We start from the raw sequence: 18,878 nt of genomic DNA on the forward strand, positions 1-18,878 counted from the left end.
TCTTAGGCGCTTGCCGTTTTCGGTGGTCCGGCCGATAGGTGCTGCGTGCGCGTGCCGACCGCCTGCCAGTCGCATTCGGCTAGTCCTGCCGGCTTGAACGGGTCGATCAGCGTGCCCGAGACGATCGAGGCGAGCAGCGCCTGCATCGGCGGCGTGCGCGCGACAGTCGCCACCAGCCGGTCACGCAGCCAGGCGAGAGCCGTGGAGTCCGACTGGTAGAAGGGCGTAAAGAGGAGCGAAAGCAGCTGGAACAGCGCGACATGGTTGCGGCGTGCGGCGGCATAGGCGGCAAGTGCGACATCGAGATCGCCGGCAGTCTCCAGCGCATGCACAAGTGCTGCGACATCGAGCAGCGCCATATTCGCCCCCTGCCCGAGCTGCGGGCTGGTCGAATGGGCACTGTCGCCAACAAAGGCGATGCGGCCGGAGACCGGTCGGCGCATGGTGCGATGCGCATAGCGCGCCAGCGTCAGTTGCTCCCAGTCGGTGATCTGATCGAGCAAGGGCGCACAATCCGGCCAGTAATCGCGGATACGTGCCTTCCAGCGGTCGAGCCCGGCCTGTCGTATCGCGTCCGCATCCGCTACCCGCAAACTCCAGAAGAAGGCGACGCGCTCGCGCTCGCCCATCCGCGCGCGGCCCGCCGGCAAGATACCGATCATCACCTTTGCCCGGTCGTAGCGCTGCACCAGTGCTTGCGGATCATGATTGAGCCCGTCGCTGTCGAGCGTCGCCCAGAAGGCGCCATAGGCAAGCTCGCGAAGCTTGGGCGCCACAGGGGAGCCCGCCGAGAGCGCCGATCGCGCGCCGCTCGCATCGACCACCAGATCATAGGCGCCCGCCTCATGCCTTTGCGCATCCAGCAGCACGGCCTTGCCGCCTGCCATGCGAATATCGGTCAGCGTAACGCCGGTCTTGACCGGCAGCCCTGCCGCAGCCGCGGCGTCGTGAAGCGTGTTGAAAAGGGCCGCGCGCTGCACCGCCAGCCCGAAGCGGCCACCGGCCAGCGCGTCGTAGCGCACATCAAGCACCGTGCGGCCGGATTTTGCATCGGCGCCATAGAGCCGGTCGATCCGGCTGCCGAGCGCAAGCGTCGGCTGCAACAGGCCGAGCGCACTCAGGACCGTCAGGCCCGTCGGCTGCAGCATCAGGCCGGAACCGACCGGCGACGCCTCAGCGAACCGCTCGAGGATTTCCACCCGATGCCCCTGTCGCGACAGCATCAGCGCCGCCGCGAGCCCCGCCGGGCCAGCGCCCGCAATGCCGATATCAAGTGTCTTCATGATTCCCCGAGGTGACGTGGACGCTCGACGAAACTATAGGGAAAATCAAGGCGCTAGGGCAAGATTGCCGCGTGGGACACGGCGTCGCGCGCGCCTCGCAACCGCCCCCCATCCAGCCTGCCGGCCATCTTCTCCCCGCAGGCGGGGCGAAGGATACGCGCGGCACCCGCTCGCTTCCCCTCGGCTCACGTCAATCGTGGCATCCCCCCTTCTCAACGATGGCGCCCGCGATCCCTCCGGGGTGTCTTCGTTTGGGCCGCGAGCGGCCACGTCCCCTCTCCCCGCTCGCGGGGAGAGGCTCAGTGTGAGGGGCAAACTCCGTAACGATTGCTGGAAACAAAACAGGAAGACCCACCACGGCGCGCACGAAATCGCGGCTCTCGGGTGGCACGCAGCCGCAACGAAGCGCCTACGCCTCCGCGTCATAAACCTCGCGTGCCGCGCGGATCGCTCCGTGATTTTCCACCGACCAATCGACGAAATGCTTGAGCAGGCCGAGCAGCGAGCGGCCGAGATCGGTCAGCGCATATTCCACGCTCGGCGGCTGGGTCGGGTAGACGGTGCGGTGGAGATAGCCGTCGCGCTGCAGGTCGCGCAGCGTCTGGGTCAGCATGCGCTGGGAGATGTCCGGGATCAGCCGGCGAAGCTGCGAGAAGCGCAAGGGACCGTCGGCCAGCGACAGGATCATCAGCGAATTCCACTTGCCACCGATATTGTCCATGACATCGCGGACCGGGCAATTCTCCATATCCATCGGCACGCCGCAGATGATCGCCACGCGCTTGCCCTTCACCTCGCCCGTCACCTTGTTCATAGGCGGTACCCTTCCTGTAACCACGAGAGAAAAAACTGCCTCCTTTACAGCTCTATCGAGATTACTAGATAAGAGCAAGTCTCAAAAAGAGACCATGTGCCAGCACCTCCTCCCAGGCGGCCGGCCGCAACCGGCGAGGTGGGCAAACCCGATCTCGCCGCTCAATTCCGAAAGAGGAAAAGGAAGACATGTCCGATACATTGCTCGTCACCGGTGCAACCGGCCAACTCGGCAAGCTCGTGCTCGATCAACTGCTTGCGTCCGGCGTCGCACCGAACCGGATCATCGCCACCAGCCGCGACACGGCGAAGCTTGCCGACTACACGGCCAGGGGCGTCCAGGCCCGCGTCGCCGATTTCGACGACCCGGCATCGCTCGACAACGCCTTTTCCGGCGCCGACCGGATCCTGATCATCTCGACCGACGCGCTGGACCAGCCGGGCAAGCGGCTGAAGCAGCATCTGGCCGCCGTAGCGGCCGCACAGAAGGCAGGTGCGAAGCACATCCTCTACACCTCGATGCCGAGCCCCGAGACATCGGTCATCCCCTTTGCGCCCGACCACCTCGGCACCGAAAACGCCATCAAGGCGACCGGCATCCCCTACACGATCCTGCGCAACGGCTGGTACATGGAAAACCTGTTCATGGCGCTGCCCCATGCGCTTGAAACCGGTCAATGGTATTCCTCATCGGGTGATGGCCGCCTCGCCCATATCGCCCGCGCCGATGCCGCCAAGGCCGCTGCAGCAGCGCTTGCCGCAACCACGAACGAGAGCCGCACCTACACGCTGACCGGCGGCGAGCAGCGCTCGACCGATGAGATCGCAGCCCTCGTCGCCAAGGCAACCGGAAAGCCGCTTGGCGTCGTGCACATTTCGGACGATGCCCTTGCGGGTGGCCTGAAGGGCGCCGGCCTTCCGGACTTCCTGATCCCGATCGTCGTCTCCTTCGACACCAATACCCGCGAAGGCCACATCGCCATGGTGACAAACGATGTGACATCGCTGACGGGCGCGACGCCGGTGAAGCTCGGCACCTTCCTGGAAGCGAGCAAGGCCCGCCTTGCCGGCTGAGTGATAGCGACCACGACGATGCGAGCCCGGCCCTTTGCGCCGGGCTCGAGGGACCTCCTGGAGCACCCGCCCCCGCTCCTGCCGGCGAGACAATTTCGCCGCGGTCTACGCCGCAATTTGTTCTTGCTTTGTTCACATTTTTCGCTCTATAAATCCCCCCGACTTCACCGCCACAAAAGATGGGGAAATCATGAGCGTTTACTTGACCGTCGGCGCATTGGATTCTGCCAGGTCCAATGCCTTCTACGATGCCGCCCTGGCGACGATCGGCTGGAAAACGCACACGGAATTTCCGGACTGGCGCGCCTACTCCGAAGGCGGAACCGGCAATGGTCCGGTGTTGTGGGTTTGCAAACCCTTCAACAATGAACCGGCGAGCGCTGGAAATGGCTCGATGGTCGGTTTCATGGTCCAGTCCCGTCGGGAGGTCGACGCTTTCTACCAAGCCGCCATGGCCAATGGCGGAACGGATGATGGCGCCCCCAACCCGCGGCCGCATTATGGGCCGCACTGGTACGCCGCCTACATGCGCGATCCCTCCGGAAACAAGATTTCCGTCGTCTATAACGGTTAGTGCATCGCCGCCTTGGCAGGGCACGAACCGAGGATCCGCATCAGCGAGGCCGGTGTGGGAGTGCTCGTCACGTGGCCCTGCCCGGCGATTGCCGCCGCCTACCGTATGGCTTCCACCGGCGCGGCATCGGCCCTGAGCGCAAGCTCAGCAAGCACGAGCGCGCCGACGCCAGCCAGAAAGAAGCCGGCCGAAAGATTGAGCGCCGTGCCATCGTAGAAAGCGCCCACAGCGATCGAAAACACGGTCGCCACAAGGCTGGAGCCGGAAGCGATCAGCGACGCGCCGAGCCCTGCAACCTGCCCCAGGGAGCGCATGGCCATGGCATTGAGATTGCCGAACAACACGCCGACCGCAAAGAAGGCGGCAAAGCCCAACATCAGCAGCACCGTCAGCGGCGGACGCCCGCCCCAGAAGAGGGATGCCGCGAGCATCGCCAGTCCTGCGGCGGCCAATCCCAGAAAGCCCCGCCGCGCCATGACCTCCGCACCGAAGCGCTGCACGAGCTTGGCATTGAGGAACGAGGCAAGCCCGATGCCCGTCGCCAGCATGGCAAAATAGAGTGGGAAGGTCTGGCCGATCCCATAGGCGTCGAAGAAGAGGTCGGCCGCCGTGCTCAGATAGAGAAGCTGCGCGCCGAAGACGAGCCCGGTCGCCACGATCAGCAGCGACACCCTGCGATGCGACAGGATGCGCCGCCCATTCGCGAGCAGAAGCCGCGGCCGAAAGGGAATGCGTTTGTCCATCGGCAACGTTTCGGGCTGTCGCATCACCAGCCACAGCCCGAGAAACCCCGCCACGCCGAGATAGACGGCAAAGACGCTGCGCCAGCCGGCTATGGTAATGATGCCCTGCGCCAGCGTCGGCGCGAGCATCGGCACGAGAATGAACAGCGTGAACATGAAGGACATGACGCGCGCCATCGCGTCCCCCTCGAACTGGTCGCGGATCATCGCCCTGGTCGCGATCTTCGGCCCCGAGACCCCGATCCCCTGCAGGAACCGGCCAAGGATCACCGTCTCGAGCGAACCCGCGGCAAACGCGATCACGGTTCCGATCCCATAGACGCCGAGCCCCAGAACAAGCGCCCTCTTCCGCCCCATCGCGTCCGAGAGCGGCCCGAGCAGCAGCTCCCCGAACGCCATGCCGAGGATGAAAAGCGAGATGATGTGCTGGGTCGAAAGTGGCGGCGCGACGCCGACGTCGGCGCCGATCTGCCGCAAGGCCGGCAACAGGGCGTCGATGCTGATCGAGGTGAGCGAGGTCAAAAGCGCATAGAGGGCGATGCGCTCGCGGAAGCTGGTGGGAGATGTCATGGGCGGCACACAAGGGAAAATCTGGATTCGACCTATAGCAGTCCGAGCGCCGGTTTGCGCGCGCCAGTCGAAAGGTCGACCGCGAGAATCTGGGTTTTACAGCTGTTTTGCGACTGGCGTTGCCGGAAGGTCGACCTCCGCTGCAGGATATCTGCGGGCTCACGCGCTCAGGTGTGCAACATCCGCCAGACGTATAACTGCCCGATTCCGGAAGAAATCATCCTGGCGCAGATGCGTGATGCTGCCGGATTTCGCCGGGAAACTGAGAAAGCCCGTCGCCTCGACCGGAACCCGCATCCAGGCGGCGATGACGAGCGTCAGCGTGAAGCCATGGGTGACGATGATCTGGGTTTCGCAAGGCCGCGCCACGATCGCTTCGACACAAGGATAGACGCGAAGCGCCACATCTCGTCGGGTTTCCGCACCTTCTATTCCGCAATCATGATCCAGCCGATTGTCGTCAGGCGCCGGGGAGTAGCGCGCATCGAGCCAGGCCTGCGGCTTGCCGCCCGCGACACCATAGCTGATTTCCCGGAGATCGGCGGCTTCCGTGACCGACCGCGACAGGCGCCCGGCGATCGCCGCCGCTGTTTCTGCAGCGCGCAACAGATCCGAACTGTGGATCTCCAAATCACGCGAACCGACGAGAGTCGCCAGGCGTTCAGCGGTCGCTTGCGCATCCCGTCTGCCGCGCGCCGCCGGCCCGTGTCATACCAGCCGCCCACCTTGCCTTCCAGGTGATGGACGGATTCCGTGTGGGTGACGACAAAGAGGTCCTTCATGACTCAGCGTTCAAGGCGTTACGGACGGGTACCCGAAAAAGCGCGGCGCCACCACGCAAGGGCGCTGAACCGTGCCAAACTCTGCCGGCGCTCCAATCGCGATGGAACGCCGGACTGTCATGGTGTGGAGGCGCAGTGCGCCTCAGACTTCCTGGCCGCAGGCGCGGCGGAAGCGGCGCACGGTTTCGGCCATGCCGTATTCCAGCGCATCCGCCGTCAGGCCGTGGCCGATCGAGACTTCGGCAAGGTTCGGAATGTGTCTCGCAAGCAGTGGCAGGTTGGCGACCGTCAGATCGTGCCCGGCATTGACCTCGAGACCAAGGCTTTCGGCAATCGCGGCGGTGCGGCCGAGTTCGCCGGCGATCTTCTCCGCCTTTTCCGGATCGTCGTAGCAGCCGCCATAGGGGCCGGTATAAAGCTCGATGCGGTCGGCGCCGGTTTCCTTGGCGATGCGCAGCGCCTCCTGGTCCTCGTCGCCATCGGCAAACAGCGAAACGCGGAAGCCCTTCTTCTTCAGCCGGCCGACGACATTGCCGAGCAGGTTGTGGTTCTTGCGGAAATCCCAGCCGTGATCGGAGGTCGCCTGCGCCGGATCGTCGGGCACCAAAGTCACCTGCTCCGGCCGATGCGTTTCCACGAGGACAAGGAACTCCTCGTTCGGGTAGCCTTCCATGTTGAATTCCGTCTCCGGAAACGCCCCGTCGATCAGGTCGCGGATCGGCTGCAGATCGCTAAAGCGGATGTGGCGCTGGTCGGGACGCGGATGCACGGTAAGACCGGCAGCCCCCGCTTCGAGCGCGATCCGGCCCAGCGCGGTGACGGAGGGCCAGGGCAGATCGCGCCGGTTGCGGAGCATTGCGACGGCATTCAGATTCACGGACAGTTTTGCAGGCATGTCTGAACTTTCCAGAAAGCGGACCCTGAAGCGGGGCCCGGACGCAGGCAATGTGGTTGCAATGTTCTACTGCATAATTGCCGAAATCAGAAACGGTTTGAGGTCCGATTATGCAGCAATTCCAACGAGGTCGCAGAAGCACGATGCGGCGTTTGCGCGCGGTTCGTTTGTCGGCTTTGTCTTGACCAAGTCTTGACAATCGCCATCTCTAATATGCGAGAAGGCTCAATCATGAGCGGCGAAAATGGCCGTGTGGGCTTCCGCTACCATCTGCCACAGGACGAACAGGCGCAATTTTCAGGTTTATTTCAGAAAAAACTCAAACTTGGCGTCTACTACCCCTGACAACCACCTTTTTTGGGCTTAACTTTCCGAATCAGATCGAATGGCCCAGCCCGTGCCGCGATCGCATTTCATAGATTTTAATTCATATGACCCTGGAGCAAGAACCGATGATGACGGTCGAAAGACCCTGCGACGAGACGATTCGGCGGGCGCTCCGCCGTATCCTCGAAAGCAAGGCTTTCGCGCGCTCAGAACGTCTCAGAGCCTTCCTCGCCTATGTGGTTGAGAAGGAGATGGCCGGCGAAGGCCATCAGCTCAAGGGATACTCGATCGCGATCGACGTCTTCGACCGCCCCCAGGCTTTCAACGCCGACAGCGACCCGCTGGTGCGCGTGCACGCCGGTAAACTGCGCAAGCTGCTCAAGGCCTTCTACGAGGGCGACGGGGCCGATGACGAATGGCGGATCGCCATTCCCAAGGGCACCTATGTTCCGGAGTACCAGCGCGCCCGCAACGAGGAAGAGCATCAGGCCGCCGCGTCGCCCCGACAGCCGAAGCCGACGAAGCGACGCTTCGCCGGGCACCGGCCCGCCTGGCCGCCGGCGCCGTTCTCCTCGCCGCTTTCGGTGCTGACCGTGCTGCCGCTCCTCCTTTTCGCGCCCATGCCCTCGCAGGAAATGACGCTGGACATCGACGCGCAGGCAAAGCTCTTCAACGCGCGCCACGCGACCGAGCGGGTACTGCCCTCGGTGCAGGTGACGATAGCCGGCGCCGAAAATGACGATGCCAAGTCTTTTGCCACGGCGCTTCGCCTTGCGGCCCAGCGCCACAAGACGCTGGCCCGCGCCACCGATGGCGACACCGGTCGCCCCGTATCGCGAAATTCCGCCCTCTCCTTCACCGTGCAGGTGACCTGGTACGATGCGCCGGCACAGGGTATCCGCGTCACTCTCTCTCATGATGGCGAGAACGTGCCCCTGCGTCAGGATTTCATCACCTGGAAGCGGCTGGAATCGGAGCCGGACCTGCTTTACGAGAGCATGTCGCTGGCGTCGGAACTGTTTTCGCTCGACGGCGAGATCTACCAGCACGCCCGCCAGGAGCAGATCGAAAGTCCGCTGATGGGCTGCATGGCCGCCACCCAGCGCTATCGCAAGCACCTGACGCGTGATGCCTTCGAGGCGGCTTGGTCCTGCCAGCAGCAACTGTCGCCGCTGCGCGGAGACGAGCCGCTGTTCATCCTGAGCTCCAACAGTCCGCTCAAGGTAATCGGGCACTGACCTTGTCAGCCCGCGGGCCGCGTCTTCGAGGACGCGGCATTTTCACCGTAACACCATGAATTAATGCATGTTTTCCGGATCGTCGACGACGGGCAACGGCCACGGCTCGACCACTCGGGGAGCGGTCGTCAGTCTACAATATTAAAGACTGGTCATGTATTCGATTCGCGTATACGGTGCACGCATGCGTTGGGAATGGATGCCTGGTTGCTCGTCAGGCAAGCATCGAAGTCCAGAGTAACGCCGCGTCGTCCACGCGGGATGCCCAGCCGAGCAGCAGCACTGTCGTTGTCGGTCAACGAGTGGCTCAGCACGCGGACAAGGATCCGCACCTGTGAGAAACCCGGTGATTGCCGCCGCTTCCGGACGTGGACTGCGCCTCCCTGGGTCGGTCTCGATCCAGGCAAAATATGCGGAAAATCAAACGTTACAGAGACAACGCGCTGGATAGGCGCGGCCTGTAGACCGGGGACAATCGATATGCCGCGAGATCACTGGAAATACGAAGGCATGCTGGCCGCGCCTGACCGCGGCGGCTTCCTGCCCATTCTTCCCCTTCCCCACCACGACCCGACGACGCCGCTGGCGATTGCCGACATGGCCGATGCCTTCGGCGTCACCCATCGCACCCTGCACTTTTACGAGGAGAAGGGACTTCTGACCGCCGCCCGTATGGGCCCGATGCGCATCTATAACGAAGAACACATCCGCCGCATGGCCGTCATCAACGCCTGTCGTGAGATCGACATGCCGATCGCCGCCATCCTGGAGCTTTTGACCGGCCTTGCCGCGACCGAGGATCAGGCGGACGCCGACCGGTTGTTTCGCGAGGCGCTCCTGGCGCGACGCCGGGAACTGGCGGCCCAGCAGGCGAACCTTCGCCGCCAGATGCAGCGCATCACCGAATTGCTCGAAAGCGGCGATGGCAGCGGCCCCGAGGCGGACGATGATGATCATGTCCACCTGTCTCCGATCGAGAGCGAATGCCTGACCTTCATGGCCGAAGGCTATCCGGCCCCGCGCATCGCCCGCCTGATGGAGATGGATGTCGCGGCCGCCCTCACGCTCGAAGCCGGCATCATCCGCAAGTTCGGCGCCAACAACCGCTTCCAGGCAATCGCCAAGGCCGTGATCGCCGGCATGATCTCGGCGGAGTAGCCGAAGCGGCTTTCAGCGGTCGACGCCTCGCCCAACCGCGTCGTGGCACCGCGCCGCAGCGCGGTTCGCAGGCCGGCCAAGGTTCCTCCTGGTGGCCGGTCGCGCGGCCGGTTGGGTCGCGATTCTCTCGGGAACGGCCACAATGGGATGTCTTCAACGGCACGCTCATGTTACGAGGCGCTGAAACGACACAAGTGAGATATCCCGATGCTTCCCTGGATCCAGCTAGACCGCGCAACCATTCCCGGTGACGGAGACGAGTTGCGCCTGAAGCAGCGCGGCCAGGAATTTTCGATCATGCTCGGTTCGACCGAACTGATGAACAGCCGGCTGAGCGGTTCGGAAGAGGCGCTGGCGACGCTCGCCTACGAACGGATCGCCGGCCGGAAAAACATGAGCATGCTGATCGGCGGGCTCGGCATGGGGTTCACGCTCAGGGCAGCCCTCGGCGTGCTGCCGGATGATGCCCGGGTGACCGTCGCCGAACTCGTGCCGGCCGTGGTCGACTGGGCACGTGGGCCGATGGCCGAACTCCACAAGGGCACGCTCGACGATCCCCGGGTCGATATCCATATCGGCGATGTCGGCGCCCTGATCCGCTCGAAGAAGGCTGCCTACGATGCCATCCTGCTCGATGTCGACAACGGCCCGGACGGCCTGACGCGCGCCTCCAACGACAGCCTCTACAGCCATACCGGCCTTCGCGCCGCCCAGGCCGCGCTGCGCCCGAATGGCGTGCTTTCGGTCTGGTCGTCCGCGCCCGACAGCGCCTTCACCCGCCGTCTGCGCGAAGTCGGCTTTGCCACGGACGAGGTGAATGTGCGCGCCAACGGCAAACGTGGCGGTGCCCGCCACGTGTTGTGGATGGCGACCAAACGCTGAAGCAGCCCTTCCCCGTAACAGCCGTCAGCGAACGATGGTCAGCCGCTCCGCCGCGCGGGTGATCGCGGTATAGAGCCAGCGCTCGCGCGTATCGCGGAAGGCCCAGCTTTCGTCGAACAGCACGACATTGTTCCACTGCGAGCCCTGCGCCTTGTGCACCGTCAGCGCATAGCCGTAGTCGAACTCGTCGTAGCGCTTGCGCGTCGTCCAGGGGATCTCCCCCTCGACATCCTCGAAGGCGGCCTTCAACAGCTTGATCTTGGCAGCCCCCCGGTCCATGTCGTCGTCTTCCGGGCGGATCATCAGGTTGATGCCCGGCTTCACCGTCTCCTTCGAGGAACTCATCACCTGCCACAGCGAGCCGTTGAGCAGGCCCTTGGCCGGGTCGTTCCTGAGGCAGACGAGCTTGTCGCCGGATTGCGGGTAGTCGCTGGTGAAGCCCTTGAGCTCGCGCAGACGCTGGTTGTAGCGCCGGCGGGTCTTGTTGGTGCCGACCAGCACCTGGTCGGCTTCGAGCACCAGTTCCTGGTTGACCTGGCCGCGACCGATCACATGCGTGGTGCCGTAGTCGCCATGCATGATCTCCTTGCCTTCGCGCACCTGCATGGCGAGCTGGATGATCGGATTGTCGCGCGCCTGGCGGTGAATGTCCGTCAGCAGGTAGTCCGGATCCTGATTGGTGAAGTAGCCGCCGCCCGAAACCGGCGGCAACTGGCCGGGGTCGCCGAGCACCAGGATCGGCGTGCCGAAGCTCATCAGGTCCTTGCCGAGTGCCTCGTCCACCATCGAGCATTCATCGACGATGATCAGCGCCGCCTTGGCAACCGGGCTCTGGCGGTTGATCGAAAACATCGGCGCGATCGAGGTCTTGCCGGTCTCCTCGTCGGAAACCTCCTCTTCGCCGCGCGGACGATAGATCAGCGAATGAATGGTCTTGGCGTTGCTGGCGCCCTTGGAGCGCAGCACCTGCGCGGCCTTGCCGGTGAAGGCGGCAAACAGCACCTCGCCGTCGACATGCTCGGCGAAATAGCGCGCAAGCGTCGTCTTGCCGGTGCCGGCATAGCCGAACAGCCGGAACAGCGGCGAGCGGCCCTCTTTCAGCCACTGCGAAACGGCCTTGAGGGCCTCATCCTGTTGCGGTGCAAATTGCATGAGGCTGAGTGTCAGGATTCGGGCGGCACAAGCAAGCCCGGATTTGTCGGCCATCCAGGCCACCTGGCGGCCGTTTTGAGGATGTCTCCCGTTCTCGTGGGATTTTTTCGCGTAGAATCAATGGTTTTCCGCGTAATTGCAGTTATCGCCTCGCTCACACCGAAGGTCCTTTGTTCACGTTTTTTTCTCGTCACCGGGCTTCGCGACGCGGCCACGAGCCTCTGCAGCACGAGCAGAAGCATCGCCACCCCCACTTGCGGCCGACGATCGCTGTGGCACTTTCTTGCCTTGCCCCTTGAATGCAACGCCGCATTGTTGCTAACGAGCAAGGCGTGATGGCGCCGCGATCCCGCCGCTTTAGCGTGGCGCTGTCGTGATCACCATTGCTCGAAGCCCGCTGAGGCCGGCCACCGATGGCCGCTCCCGCCTTTCGGGGCCACGCCGGAGAATGCCTGTGACGACCGACAAGCCCAAAGCCGCCGCCTCTCCGGAAAAGGTCGGCATCGGACGGCTGGCGCCGTGGCTGCAATGGTGCCTGCTCTCGGTCGTGTCCCTCGTCTTTGCCACCTGCTTCGAATTCATCGGCATTCCCGCCGGCCTCTTGATGGGGCCGATGCTCGCAGCCGTTCTCGTCGGTCTCAACGGCGGCACGATCCGCCTGCCGCGCCAGCTCTTCTTCTGCGTGCAGTTCATCCTGGCGATGATGATCGCCGGCGCTGTGACCCCGGGCATGCTCGTCACCTTCTCCGGCAACTGGCCGCTGTTCCTCGCCGTCGTCCTGTCGGTCATCGCCGTCAGCACGCTGTGCGGCTGGGTGATCACCCGCATGCGCATCCTGCCGGGCACGACCGCGATCTGGGGCTCTTCGGCGGGTGCCGCCTCGACCATGCTCCTGATGGCGGATGCCTATGGCGCCGATGCCCGCCTCGTCGCCTTCATGCAATATCTGCGCGTCGTCTTCGTCGCCAGCACCGCGACCGTGGTGGCGCATATGTGGGTCACCAGCACCGAGGCCGAACAGACCACCCATTGGTTCGCGCCGGTCGCGGGTCTGCCTTTCCTTGAAACCATCGCCGTCGGGCTGGGGGCAGCACTGGCCGGCCGCTTCCTGCGCGTGCCTGCCGGCGCCTTCCTGCTGCCCTTCCTCATCGGCGCGGCGCTGAACGTCAGCGGCGTGATGACCACGGTGCTGCCGCAGTGGCTGCTGGGCCTCTGTTATGCCCTGCTCGGCTGGAACATCGGCCTCGGCTTCACCCGGCAGATCCTCGTCCACGCGCGCCGCGCTCTGGTGCCGACGGTCATCTCGATCATCGTGCTGATCTCCTTTTCCGGGCTTCTCGCCCTACTCCTGATCAAGGTCGTCGGCATCGATCCGCTCACCGCCTATCTCGCCACCAGCCCCGGCGGATTGGACTCGATCGCGGTCATTGCCGCTTCCAGCAACGTCGATCTGTCCTTCGTCATGGCGCTGCAGACCGCCCGCCTGCTGATCATTACCATGATCGGCCCGGCGCTTGCCCGCTTCGTCGCCGATCGCGCCTGAGGCGCGCCGCTTGGGGCTTGCACGCCCCTCCTGGGTTTGAAACACCGGGGGCACCGCCGCCGATCGTGGTTTTCCGGCAGCATTCCCCTCCTCTCGCCTTTTCACCAGTTCTCCGGGAATAAATCCGCCACGCACCGTGTCTTACGGCTGGATCTGCACCATGCGGCTCTCACGGAAGCGGAACGAGGAGGCATTCGGCCGTTTCCGGATAGGAAAATCATCTTGAGGAAGGACAATTGCCATGAGAACGTTTCCACTGACGATCGCCATGCTGCTTGCCGCCACTGTCACGGTCTTTGCCGCGCCGCCGGTCAAGGAAGTTGAATCGGCCAAAGGCAAGGTGCTGGCCGACGAAAACGGCATGACGCTCTATACCTACAAGGACGACCATGGCGGCAAGTCCAGTTGCTACGACGCCTGCGCCAAGAACTGGCCGCCGTTCCTGGCGGAAGCCAGCGCCAAGGCGGACGGCGCCTATACGCTCGTCGAGCGCAAGGACGGCAAGAAGCAATGGGCCAAGGATGGAATGCCGCTCTATTTCTTCGTCAAGGACAAGAAGATGGGTGACATTGCCGGTGACGGCATGAAGAAGGGCGAATGGAATGTCGCCAAGCCGTAACGGCGGAAATGCGGATGCGGGGGCCGACGGCCCCGCATCCGACCGGTTCGAGGAGGATGTGCTGGCCCTGGTGCCGGCGCTGAGGCGCTATGCGCGCAGCCTCGTGCGCTCGGACCGGGATGGCGAGGACCTGCTGCAGGACTGCGTGGAGAAGGTGCTGGCGCGCCGCGCGCAGTGGCGCGGCGTCAACCTGCGCGCCTGGGCCTTCACCATCATGACCAATCTCGGGCGCAACCGGCACCGCTACCTTGCCATGCACCCGCAGGTCGCACTGGATGAAGATCTGGGGCTGGAGGCGGAGAACCGCGAAAGCGATCCGCTCGAACGCTCCAGGCTCGAACGGGCGCTGAACGGCCTTTCCTCGGATAACCGTTCAGTGCTGATGCTCGTGGTGATCGAAGGATACCGCTACCAGGACGTGGCCGAAATGATGGCCATTCCGATCGGCACCGTGATGTCGCGGCTGTCACGCGCCCGACGCCAGCTTGCCGAAGCCATGAAGGACGACAATGTGATCAGCATGCGGAGACCGAAATGACGGAAGATCTCAACACCGTCTCCGAAGACGACCTGCACGCCTATGTCGACGGGTTCGCGACCCCACAGGAACGCGAACGGATCGAGCAATGGCTGGAGCGCAACCCCACTCGCGCCGAAGAAGTCCGGCAATGGCAGGCGCAGGCGGTAGACCTTCGTTCGCTCTTCGGCGGTTACGCCCGCAGCGACGCACGCGACCGCGCCTTGCTTTCAAGCAGCAGCAACGACCCTTCGCAGGCGCTTCCGAGCAAGGACACCCGATCCGCCGCCGGCCGTCTGCGCGCCATCGCCGCCGGTCTCGCCCTCTTTGCCGCCGGCGGGCTTACCGGCCTCTACGCGCCGTCCCTGATTTCCGCTGATGGCGCCGACCGATCGGTCGAGACCGCCGACAGCCTGCCGCGACAGGCGCAATCGGCCTTCCTGGTCTATGCCAGCGAAGTACGCCACGCCGTCGAAGTCGGCGCCGACGATCAGAGCCATCTTGCCACCTGGCTCGGAAAACGCCTCGACCATCCGCTGACGATCCCCGACCTCTCCTCGCTCGGCTTCTCGCTGGTCGGCGGCCGGCTGCTGCCGGTCAACGGCAAGGCGGGCGCGATGTTCATGTATGAGGATGGCACCGGGCGCAGGCTGACCGTTCTTCTCGGCCGCAACGACGACAACCGCGAAACCAGTTTCCGCATCGACAGCTCCGAAGGCGTCGAAACCTTCTACTGGATCGACGGCCCGATCGGCTACGCCGTCACCGGCGAGGTGCCGCGCAATCTGCTGCAGCAGGTGGCTGACGAATGCTACCGTCAGTTCGACAAGAACGAGGCGACAGGAAGCTAAGACGGCGGCGTGCCGCCTCAGGCGCGTTCCGGCCCGCTCAGAAAAAGCCGAGCAGCTTGTAGCGGGTCTTGCGACGCGCGTCGTTCCAGAACATGCGGAACAGCAGGAACTTCGTCCACGGCGACATCGGCGGCAGCTTGTCCTTCAGCCGGTAGCAGCCGACCGTATACTCCCAGCGCTGCGAGAACTTTTCCCGGAAGGTCTTTGCACCATAGCGCTGCACCGACCCTGAGCCCTCGATGAAGTGAAATTCGGGGCCTTCCACATAGGCAACGAGATCGCGCACCACGAACTCCGTGACGATATAGGAGGCGCCGGTCCAGGGGTAGCTGAACTCCGCATAGCGCCGGAGCAGGATCTCCAGGCTGCCTTGCGAGCGATAGATGCCGTACACCCATTCGGACGGATAGCTCAGATTGCGCGGGAGCTTCCCGTCCCGCACGCGCTGGGCAAAATTGAAGACGTCGCGATTGGGGCTGGCAAGGCGGCCCTTGCCGTCGTTGAACCGCCGGACGTCAGAGACCCCGAGCAGCTTGGTCTTGTCCGCGTCGAGCGCGGCGACGAGGCGCGACAGGTAGTCGAGCGTCGAAAAGTCGTCGCAAGCCCTGAGGCAGAAATATTCGCCAAGCTCGGTACCAAGGCGGAAGCACTTGAGGAAGTTCTCGTCAGCCTTCAGATGCACCTCGTTCTCGATCACCTCGAAACGAGGGTCCTTGGCTGCGAAGGCCTTGGCAATCTCCAGCGAACCATCGGTCGACCTGTTTTCGACGACGATGGCGCGAAAATCCCTGAAATCCTGGTCCGCGATGCACTGCAGACACTTCTCCAGGGTCTTTGCCCCATTGAAGACCGGAAACAGAACGACGAGTTTCGCCTTCTCCATTCTCACTCCAAGCCGTTTGCCGAGCCGCGCCTCAGGCGCGCTCAAGCCGCGTTATAAATCCGAGGTCCAGCAATTGCCTGGATCCGGTGAAGCGCACCGAAACATCCGACGTCAACTGCAGACCGCCGGCATTTGCGATGTTCTCCTTGATCTTCACATAGACGGCGGAGGCATCGAAATACTGCCCGCCCGCCGCCGCCGCATCGACGACCTCGGCATAGTCGGCAAAGAACTTGAAATGCAGCAGCACGCCCATGGCCGCCGGAAAATTCCGGTCATAGGGCAAGGGCTGATGGATGCTGGGTCCAAAACAGCACGCGTCGTCCCAGAACAGCACCGGATACTTGACCATCTCCAGGTCGGTTCCGAACTTGCGATGACGCGGCCCACCCTTGACGCTGAAGGCCCGCTTCATCGAATGCATGGCATAGCCGGTGGCATCGAAATGATCGGCAATCTCCCAGGGCGCCTGCTGCTTCAGATTCTCGACATCGGCGCGCTCGAGATCGACCGGGTACATGTCGAGCATGGGGGCGAGCATGCGGCGGGCGCCCATGCGCTCCAGCGCCGGAATGAGCCACTTCAGTCCGCGTTCCTCATAGCCGTCGTAGACGAGATACTCGTCGGAATCGACATTGATGTACCATCGACCGGTGCCATAGCGCTCGAACAGCGTTTCCCGCCACTCGCGTCCGCGCCTTGCCTCCTTGAACCGGACGGTGGACGACCAGACGTCGACGTCCGGCTGCGCCACCAGATATTCGCGCGAGCCGTCGGCCGAGACGTCATCGATGCAGATGAAGCGCGTCACCCCGAGCTTGCGGTAATGTGCCAGGAACGACGGCATCAGCTTGAGGTCGTTGTGGGTGATGAACATCAGCGGGATATCGTCGGCCGACAAGGTCGCCGGCCCCCGCGCGTTCAGACACGTCAATTCGTGCCGGCGCTTCTTTTTCCTCTCGCGCCGGGCCATCCTTTTCGTTTCCAGCCATGTGCTGAGGCGTTCGAGCGGTGTTCTCCTGAACATCTCCGCCGCCGCCTCCATGGAGGGAAAAGGATATTGCGTATCGCCCACGACGAGCTCCAGATCGTTAAGATTAGCAGCCTCTACGTGAAAAACGGTCTGCGATCAACTTGCCAGGTCCAGCGGATCGGCGCCTTTGAAATCAGGCTCGCTCGGGATCGTTGGCAAGCACGATCGGCTGCCCATGCGGCGTGGCCTCCGCCGCGCGCTGCCAGCTCTCGGTCAGGTGCTCCAGCTCGCGGCCGGAGGCGATCGAGAGCTCGGTGACGAGGCGCGAGAGGGCCGCCACCCAGCAATCGTAATAGTCGCTGGCATCGGCCTTGCGGCCGGGCTTGTAGAGCTCGGCCGAGAGCGCCTCGGCCCATTCCGGCCAGGAAAAGACGCCCTTTTCGTGCAGACGCACGGTCATGGCAAATGCGGCCGCCTGCCAGGGCTCGGCAAAGACAGGGTCGCCCTCCGGCGATTTCGGCAGCTCGGCCGAGGCGACGAGCGGTGACGTCACCTTACACGTGTTCAAGGTAGCTCTCCCAGGCATCGATCGAGACCGTCAGCGTCGGGTCGGCGCCCTCGCCCCAGATCTCGGACCCGTCGAAAACGACGGTATAGACCCATTGCGGATTCTCGCCGCGGCCATGGGCGTTGTCGTCGGGGAAGACGAAGGAGCCCTGCACCGCCTCGACCCGGCCAAGCTTGGCTCGGGCGTAGCGCGGCAGGCGGGTATGGGTTTCCGGATTGAAGTTCTTCGTGCGCACTCGGTCGCCGACGGCAAAGCGTGGGAGCTCCTCCACCGGCCGATCACAGGGGCCGCCCTTGGCGAGGACGCCCGCCACCATGTCGGCCTTCAGCACCCGCTTCGGCGCCGCGCCCTGCTCCAGCCTGTGGCCGCCGTCGAGTTCGGCCTGGGTCACGAAGCCGTGGCGCTTCAACAGCGTCTCCAGCGCGCGGGTCCAGATCTCATAATAGCTTGCCGAAAGATAGGTCGCCGGCGGCAGGTTTTCGCGCGCATGCCGGCTTTCGTCGATTGTCCAGGCGCCGAAGGCACCACAGGAGAGCGTGACGCCGAGCGCCCGCTTTTCCCATTCGGCATGGAAATAGGGCTCATTCTTTTCCGGCGCCACCGGGCCGAGGCCATGCGCACCGCCGAGATCGTGGGGACCGTTCATCGAAGCGCCTCTGCGGAAAGCGCCAGGCCCGTGCCGATCATCGCGTCACGCGTCACCAGCGCGGCAAGTTCTTCCTCGCTGAACTCGTCCGTATCGGCCGGCCGTTCCGGCACGACGAGATAGCGCAGCTCCGCGGTCGAATCCCATACGCGGATGCGCGTCGCTTCCGGTAAGGTCACGCCGAATTCCTTGAGCACCCCGCGCGGATCCATGACGGCGCGCGAGCGATAGGGCGGCGCCTTGTACCAGACCGGCGGCAGGCCGAGCACGGACCACGGGTAGCAGGAGCAGAGGGTGCAGACGACGAGATTATGGGTATCGGTCGTGTTGAACACGGCGCGCATGTGCTCGCCCTGGCGGCCGGTGAAGCCGAGGCTGGCAATCGCCTCCGTCGCATCGCGCTTCAGCCATTCGGCGAAATCCGGATCCGCCCAGGCCTTCGCCACGACGCGTGCCCCGTTGCGTGGCCCCACCTTCGTCTCATAGGTCTCGACAATCGCGTCGATCGCCGCCGGGTCGATCAGTCCCTTTTCCGTCAGCACCGTTTCCAGCGCCTTCACCCGCGCTTCCATGTCGGTGAAATGGTTGTCGTGGTGATGATGGTCGTGATCGTGGTGATCGTGGCCGTGATGGTGTTCGGACATTGCCTGGCTCCTCGCAACGCCGTGCCATCACAGGCACAAAGATGGCGCTGCCTCCTCATAAAGTCGTAGCGCATAAACCCCGGATTCGAAATCGATTTCAACGCCTGCGGGTACCCGCAATTGTCACGGTAACAAGTCTGGTT

20 protein-coding genes are annotated in these 18,878 nt (G+C 63.9%); 9 read left to right on the forward strand and 11 right to left on the reverse strand.

All coding sequences use genetic code 11. From position 1 onward, the window contains the following. Nucleotides 1-2 precede the first annotated feature (2 nt). Nucleotides 3-1,283, reverse strand: coding sequence for an FAD-dependent oxidoreductase (locus tag AB4Z53_RS06535; protein WP_441595332.1), 1,281 nt, complete (start codon nucleotides 1,281-1,283; stop codon nucleotides 3-5). Nucleotides 1,284-1,692: 409 nt separating this feature from the next. Then, the gene (locus AB4Z53_RS06540) at nucleotides 1,693-2,097 is read right to left on the reverse strand and encodes a winged helix-turn-helix transcriptional regulator (protein WP_291160066.1); all 405 of its coding nucleotides are present in this window, start codon (nucleotides 2,095-2,097) and stop codon (nucleotides 1,693-1,695) included. 188 nt (nucleotides 2,098-2,285) lie between these two features. Here AB4Z53_RS06540 and AB4Z53_RS06545 point away from each other — a divergent pair, with 188 nt between their 5' ends. After that, nucleotides 2,286-3,170, forward strand: a complete 885-nt coding sequence (locus AB4Z53_RS06545) for an SDR family oxidoreductase (protein WP_291160068.1) — start codon at nucleotides 2,286-2,288, stop codon at nucleotides 3,168-3,170. 190 nt (nucleotides 3,171-3,360) lie between these two features. After that, entirely contained in the window at nucleotides 3,361-3,744 is a 384-nt protein-coding gene (locus AB4Z53_RS06550) for a VOC family protein (RefSeq protein WP_223724860.1), read from the forward strand. Between the two features lie 98 nt (nucleotides 3,745-3,842). Here AB4Z53_RS06550 and AB4Z53_RS06555 read toward each other — a convergent pair whose 3' ends face one another. The 3 genes from AB4Z53_RS06555 to AB4Z53_RS06565 form a co-directional block, all read right to left on the reverse strand. Beyond that, entirely contained in the window at nucleotides 3,843-5,057 is a 1,215-nt protein-coding gene (locus AB4Z53_RS06555) for a multidrug effflux MFS transporter (protein WP_441595333.1), read from the reverse strand. Nucleotides 5,058-5,216: 159 nt separating this feature from the next. Further along, nucleotides 5,217-5,714: a histidine phosphatase family protein gene (locus AB4Z53_RS06560; protein ID WP_441595498.1), complete on the reverse strand. Its 498-nt coding sequence runs from the start codon at nucleotides 5,712-5,714 to the stop codon at nucleotides 5,217-5,219. A gap of 267 nt (nucleotides 5,715-5,981) precedes the next feature. Beyond that, on the reverse strand, nucleotides 5,982-6,734 hold the full coding sequence (locus AB4Z53_RS06565; protein ID WP_291160081.1) for a pyridoxine 5'-phosphate synthase: 753 nt from the start codon (nucleotides 6,732-6,734) through the stop codon (nucleotides 5,982-5,984). A gap of 452 nt (nucleotides 6,735-7,186) precedes the next feature. Between AB4Z53_RS06565 and AB4Z53_RS06570 the strand changes: the two genes are divergently transcribed. From AB4Z53_RS06570 to AB4Z53_RS06580, 3 genes are all read left to right on the forward strand, one after another. Then, nucleotides 7,187-8,299, forward strand: coding sequence for a hypothetical protein (locus tag AB4Z53_RS06570; protein WP_441595334.1), 1,113 nt, complete (start codon nucleotides 7,187-7,189; stop codon nucleotides 8,297-8,299). 480 nt (nucleotides 8,300-8,779) lie between these two features. Next, nucleotides 8,780-9,457, forward strand: a complete 678-nt coding sequence (locus tag AB4Z53_RS06575) for a MerR family transcriptional regulator (RefSeq protein ID WP_113536053.1) — start codon at nucleotides 8,780-8,782, stop codon at nucleotides 9,455-9,457. A 207-nt stretch (nucleotides 9,458-9,664) separates the two neighbouring features. Beyond that, nucleotides 9,665-10,339: an MnmC family methyltransferase gene (locus AB4Z53_RS06580; protein ID WP_291157710.1), complete on the forward strand. Its 675-nt coding sequence runs from the start codon at nucleotides 9,665-9,667 to the stop codon at nucleotides 10,337-10,339. A 24-nt stretch (nucleotides 10,340-10,363) separates the two neighbouring features. On the opposite strand, the gene AB4Z53_RS06585 is transcribed toward AB4Z53_RS06580, so the two are convergent. Beyond that, nucleotides 10,364-11,491, reverse strand: a complete 1,128-nt coding sequence (locus AB4Z53_RS06585; RefSeq protein WP_291157777.1) for an ATP-dependent DNA helicase — start codon at nucleotides 11,489-11,491, stop codon at nucleotides 10,364-10,366. 454 nt (nucleotides 11,492-11,945) lie between these two features. Here AB4Z53_RS06585 and AB4Z53_RS06590 point away from each other — a divergent pair, with 454 nt between their 5' ends. The 4 genes from AB4Z53_RS06590 to AB4Z53_RS06605 all read left to right on the forward strand — a co-directional run bounded on the left by AB4Z53_RS06590 (nucleotide 11,946) and on the right by AB4Z53_RS06605 (nucleotide 15,021). Next, the gene (locus tag AB4Z53_RS06590) at nucleotides 11,946-13,034 is read left to right on the forward strand and encodes an AbrB family transcriptional regulator (RefSeq protein WP_291157713.1); all 1,089 of its coding nucleotides are present in this window, start codon (nucleotides 11,946-11,948) and stop codon (nucleotides 13,032-13,034) included. 241 nt (nucleotides 13,035-13,275) lie between these two features. Then, nucleotides 13,276-13,653, forward strand: a complete 378-nt coding sequence (locus AB4Z53_RS06595) for a COG4315 family predicted lipoprotein (protein ID WP_291157716.1) — start codon at nucleotides 13,276-13,278, stop codon at nucleotides 13,651-13,653. Beyond that, the gene (locus tag AB4Z53_RS06600; protein WP_441595335.1) at nucleotides 13,637-14,191 is read left to right on the forward strand and encodes an RNA polymerase sigma factor; all 555 of its coding nucleotides are present in this window, start codon (nucleotides 13,637-13,639) and stop codon (nucleotides 14,189-14,191) included. Before AB4Z53_RS06595 ends, AB4Z53_RS06600 begins: the two co-directional genes overlap by 17 nt. Further along, nucleotides 14,188-15,021, forward strand: a complete 834-nt coding sequence (locus AB4Z53_RS06605; RefSeq protein WP_291157720.1) for an anti-sigma factor family protein — start codon at nucleotides 14,188-14,190, stop codon at nucleotides 15,019-15,021. Before AB4Z53_RS06600 ends, AB4Z53_RS06605 begins: the two co-directional genes overlap by 4 nt. A gap of 37 nt (nucleotides 15,022-15,058) precedes the next feature. Here the strand turns inward: AB4Z53_RS06605 and AB4Z53_RS06610 are convergent, their stop codons facing one another. The 5 genes from AB4Z53_RS06610 to nthA form a co-directional block, all read right to left on the reverse strand. Further along, a complete protein-coding gene (locus AB4Z53_RS06610) occupies nucleotides 15,059-15,904 on the reverse strand; it encodes a glycosyltransferase family 2 protein (protein WP_441595336.1) in 846 nt (281 codons plus the stop codon). 31 nt (nucleotides 15,905-15,935) lie between these two features. Then, nucleotides 15,936-16,877 (reverse strand): glycosyltransferase family 2 protein, encoded by a 942-nt coding sequence (locus tag AB4Z53_RS06615; protein ID WP_441595499.1) that lies wholly within the window; start codon nucleotides 16,875-16,877, stop codon nucleotides 15,936-15,938. A gap of 193 nt (nucleotides 16,878-17,070) precedes the next feature. Then, nucleotides 17,071-17,445: a nitrile hydratase accessory protein gene (locus tag AB4Z53_RS06620; RefSeq protein WP_223724873.1), complete on the reverse strand. Its 375-nt coding sequence runs from the start codon at nucleotides 17,443-17,445 to the stop codon at nucleotides 17,071-17,073. Continuing rightward, complete coding sequence (nthB, locus tag AB4Z53_RS06625; protein WP_441595337.1) at nucleotides 17,432-18,091, reverse strand: nitrile hydratase subunit beta; 660 nt, start codon at nucleotides 18,089-18,091, stop codon at nucleotides 17,432-17,434. Before nthB ends, AB4Z53_RS06620 begins: the two co-directional genes overlap by 14 nt. Further along, nucleotides 18,088-18,735: a nitrile hydratase subunit alpha gene (gene nthA, locus AB4Z53_RS06630; RefSeq protein WP_113536062.1), complete on the reverse strand. Its 648-nt coding sequence runs from the start codon at nucleotides 18,733-18,735 to the stop codon at nucleotides 18,088-18,090. Before nthA ends, nthB begins: the two co-directional genes overlap by 4 nt. Between the last annotated feature and the right edge of the window lie 143 nt (nucleotides 18,736-18,878).

It is taken from the genome of Ensifer sp. 2TAB8 (genome assembly GCF_052115125.1).
Classification (GTDB): domain Bacteria; phylum Pseudomonadota; class Alphaproteobacteria; order Rhizobiales; family Rhizobiaceae; genus Ensifer.